The sequence below is a fragment of the Streptomyces sp. NPDC052107 genome (genome assembly GCF_040680215.1).
In the GTDB taxonomy this organism is placed as follows: Bacteria; Actinomycetota; Actinomycetes; order Streptomycetales; family Streptomycetaceae; genus Streptomyces.
Genome location: NZ_JBFAWG010000214.1, coordinates 1 through 3,654, shown reverse-complemented (window position 1 = coordinate 3,654; position 3,654 = coordinate 1). Strand labels below are relative to the sequence as shown.

Genomic DNA, 3,654 nt, shown 5'->3' with positions numbered 1-3,654 from the left:
CTCTGGCTCAAGGCCACGCTCCTGCACCCCGTCGCGGCGACGGCCGACCTGCTGCCGCTGCTCGACCTCGTGGCGGAGGCGGCGGAACGGGCGGCGAGCGGAGAAGGAGACGGCGGCGGTGGAGACAGCGAAGGCGGCGGAGGCGATACCGCCGCCCCCGCCGAGGAAAGGCTGTCGCCATGACGTTGCCGATGCGCACGAAATCCGTTGGAGGAACCGCATGACGCCCGCACCGCGAACACCGCCTCTCGACCTGCTGGGGGTGGGCGCAGGCCCCTTCAACCTCTCGCTCGCCGCCCTCGCCGACGGCGTACCCGGCCTGCGCACCGCCTTCCACGAGCAGCGCACCGCCTTCCACTGGCACCCCGGACTGCTCATCGAGGGAGCGACTCTTCAAGTTCCCTTCCTGGCAGACCTGGTGAGCCTGGTGGAGCCCACGAGCCCCTGGTGCTACCTGAATTACCTCAAGACCCGGCGCAGGCTCTTCCCGTTCTACTTCGCCGAGCGCTTCCACATCCACCGCTCCGAGTTCGACAACTACCTGCGCTGGGTGAGCACCGAACTGCCCTCCACCCACTTCGGCCACCGCGTCGACGCCATCGCCTGGGACGCGGGGGAGGGCGCGTTCGCGGTCGACTTCACCCGGCTCGGCCCGGACGGCGAGACGCTGGGGGACGGGCTCGCCCACGCCCGGCACCTCGCCCTCGGGGTCGGCACCGCGCCGTACGTCCCCGAGCCGCTGAGGGCCCTGGCCGCCGACCCCGTACCCCTCGTCCTGCACTCCGCCGACTACCTCGCCCAGCGGGACCGGCTGCTGGCCGCCCGCCACATCACCGTCGTCGGGTCGGGGCAGTCGGGCGCCGAAGTCCTGCTGGATCTGCTGAGGTTGCGGCCCGAGGGCGCGGAGGGGCTCACCTGGCTGGCCCGTACCCCGGCCTTCGCCCCCATGGAGTACAGCAAGATCGGCCTGGAGCAGTTCACCCCGGACTACACCCGGTACTTCCACGGGCTCCCGCAGGCCACCCGGGACCGGCTGCTGCCCAGCCAGTGGCAGCTCTACAAGGGCGTCAGCGGGGACACGCTCGGGGACATCCACGACGAGCTGTACCGCCGCAGCCTCGGCGGCGACTGGCCCGATGTCACCCTCACCCCTGGCATCGAGGTCACCGGCGCCTCCCTCACGGACGGCGGCCGCGTACGACTCGCCGTCGAGCACGGCCAGCAGGAGGCCCGGGGCAGCCTCACCACGGACGCCGTGGTCCTGGCCACCGGGTACCGGGAACGCCCGCTCGACACGCTGCTCGCCTCCCTGGACCCGTACATCGTCCGCGACGGCGCCGGACGTCCACAGGTCGACGAGAGCCAACGGCTCGTCCTCGCACCGGAGATCGAGGGATCGGTCTTCGTGCAGAACGCCGAACGGCACACGCACGGGGTCGGCACCCCCGACCTGGGCCTGGCCGCCTGGCGCTCCGCCGTCATCGTCAACACGCTGACGGGCAAGGAGACTTACCCGCTGCCGGACCGTACGGCCTTCACCACGTTCGGACTTGGCGCGACCGAGGACCGTGGCGGGGTGCCGGGCCGTCTGGCGAAGGAGCGCGGCTGATACGGCTCCGGGCCGCGGGGTGTGGTCACGGTGCGGCCCGGAGGGTGGAGCGGGAGGAGGGATCAGCTCTTGCGGTTGTTGATCTCTTCGGTGAGCTGGGGCACGACGGTGAAGAGGTCGCCGACGACGCCGTAGTCGACGAGGTCGAAGATCGGGGCCTCGGGGTCCTTGTTGACCGCGACGATCGTCTTCGAGGTCTGCATCCCCGCCCGGTGCTGGATCGCCCCCGAGATACCGGAGGCGATGTACAGCTGCGGGGAGACGGACTTGCCCGTCTGGCCGACCTGGGAGGTGTGCGGGTACCAGCCCGCGTCCACCGCAGCACGCGACGCCCCCACCGCAGCCCCCAGACTGTCCGCGAGCGCCTCGATCAGGGGGAAGTTCTCCGCCCCGTTCACCCCACGGCCGCCCGAGACCACGATCGCGGCCTCGGTCAGCTCCGGGCGCCCGGTCGACTCACGCGGCGTCCGCGCAACCACCTTCGTCCCCGTCGCCGCCGCACCGAACGACACCGCCAGGGCCTCCACCGCACCCGCGGCAGCAGCCGGCTCGACCGGAGCCGAGTTCGGCTTCACCGTGATCACCGGAACACCCCTGGAAACCCGGGACTTCGTGGTGAAGGAAGCGGCGAAGGCCGCCTGGGTGGCGACAGGCCCCTTGGAACCGGCCTCCAGGTCGGTGGCGTCGGTGATGATCCCCGACCCGATCCGCAGCGCCAGACGCGCCGCGATCTCCTTGCCCTCCGCGGAGGACACCACCAGCACCGCCACCGGCGACACCGCATCAAAGGCGGCCTGCAGGGCATCCACCTTCGGCACCACCAGGTACTCCGCGAACTCCGGCGCATCCGCCGTCAGAACCCGCACGGCACCGTGCTCACCCAGCACACCCGCGGTCGCTTCGGCACCCGCACCGAGGGCGAGGGCGACGGGGTCGCCGATACGGCGGGCCAGCGTCAGCAGCTCCAGGGTGGGCTTGCGGACCGCACCGTCCACGTGATCGACCAGAACAAGAACATCAGCCATGACAACGCACTCCAGACAAGAGAGACGAGAGGGGGAAGAGAGAGGGAATCACCCGGGGGGCGGGGCTCAGATGAACTTCTGGCCCGCGAGGAACTCGGCCAGCTGCCTGCCGCCCTCACCCTCGTCCTTCACGATCGTGCCCGCCGTCCGCGCCGGCCGCTCCGCCGCCTCGTCGACCGCCGTCCACGCACCCTCCAGACCGACCTCGTCCGCCTCGATCCCCAGATCATCCAGATCCAGCGACTGAACCGGCTTCTTCTTCGCCGCCATGATCCCCTTGAACGAGGGGTAACGCGCCTCACCGGACTGGTCGGTCACCGACACCACCGCCGGCAGCGAGGCCTGAAGCTGCTCGGAGGCCGTGTCGCCGTCACGCCGCCCCGTCACCACACCACCGTCGACCGAGACCTCGGACAGGAGCGTCGCCTGCGGGACACCCAGACGCTCCGCGAGGAGGGCCGGGAGGACGCCCATGACACCGTCGGTCGAGGCCATCCCGCAGATCACCAGGTCGTAACCGGTCTTCTCGACCGCCTTCGCCAGCACCAGCGACGTGCCGATCACGTCCGTGCCGTGCAGATCGTCGTCCTCGACATGGACCGCCTTGTCCGCACCCATCGACAGAGCCTTGCGCAGCGCGTCCTTCGCGTCCTCCGGACCCACCGTCACCACAGTGATCTCCGCGTCGTCCGCCCCGTCCGCGATCTGCAACGCCTGCTCGACCGCGTACTCGTCCAGCTCCGACAACAGACCGTCCACATCCTCACGGTCCACCGTCAGGTCATCGGCGAAACGCCGGTCACCGGTCGCGTCGGGCACATACTTCACACAGACAACGATCCTCAAGCTCACGCCGGCTCTCCTACTGCATCGTCATTTCTGGGCTGCCTTGTTGCACGCAGCATAGGCGCCTTACAGGGCCGTTTCCGGCCGGGCCGACCGAGGCCCCGCCCGATATTACTCGCCAGTACACCCAGTCTCTTACCCCTGAGCAAGCGCTCCGCACTGTGACCTTGCCTA

At 70.1% G+C, this 3,654-nt stretch carries 3 protein-coding genes and 1 pseudogene; 2 read left to right on the top strand and 2 right to left on the bottom strand.

The window, feature by feature from the left end:
• A pseudogene (locus AB0M27_RS46980) lies at positions 1–183 on the top strand (L-2,4-diaminobutyrate decarboxylase); the annotation flags it as partial.
• A 37-nt stretch (positions 184–220) separates the two neighbouring features.
• Positions 221–1,609, top strand: coding sequence for a SidA/IucD/PvdA family monooxygenase (locus AB0M27_RS46975; protein WP_365732337.1), 1,389 nt, complete (start codon positions 221–223; stop codon positions 1,607–1,609).
• Between the two features lie 62 nt (positions 1,610–1,671).
• Here AB0M27_RS46975 and AB0M27_RS46970 read toward each other — a convergent pair whose 3' ends face one another.
• Entirely contained in the window at positions 1,672–2,634 is a 963-nt protein-coding gene (locus tag AB0M27_RS46970) for an electron transfer flavoprotein subunit alpha/FixB family protein (protein ID WP_339151808.1), read from the bottom strand.
• A 66-nt stretch (positions 2,635–2,700) separates the two neighbouring features.
• The gene (locus AB0M27_RS46965) at positions 2,701–3,486 is read right to left on the bottom strand and encodes an electron transfer flavoprotein subunit beta/FixA family protein (RefSeq protein WP_365732336.1); all 786 of its coding nucleotides are present in this window, start codon (positions 3,484–3,486) and stop codon (positions 2,701–2,703) included.
• Positions 3,487–3,654 lie beyond the last annotated feature (168 nt).

Coding starts and splice junctions, on each gene's coding strand:
- AB0M27_RS46970 (WP_339151808.1), bottom strand. CDS start 2,634: ATGGCTGATGTTCTTGTTCTGGTCGATCACGTGGACGGTGCGGTCCGC.
- AB0M27_RS46975 (WP_365732337.1), top strand. CDS start 221: ATGACGCCCGCACCGCGAACACCGCCTCTCGACCTGCTGGGGGTGGGC.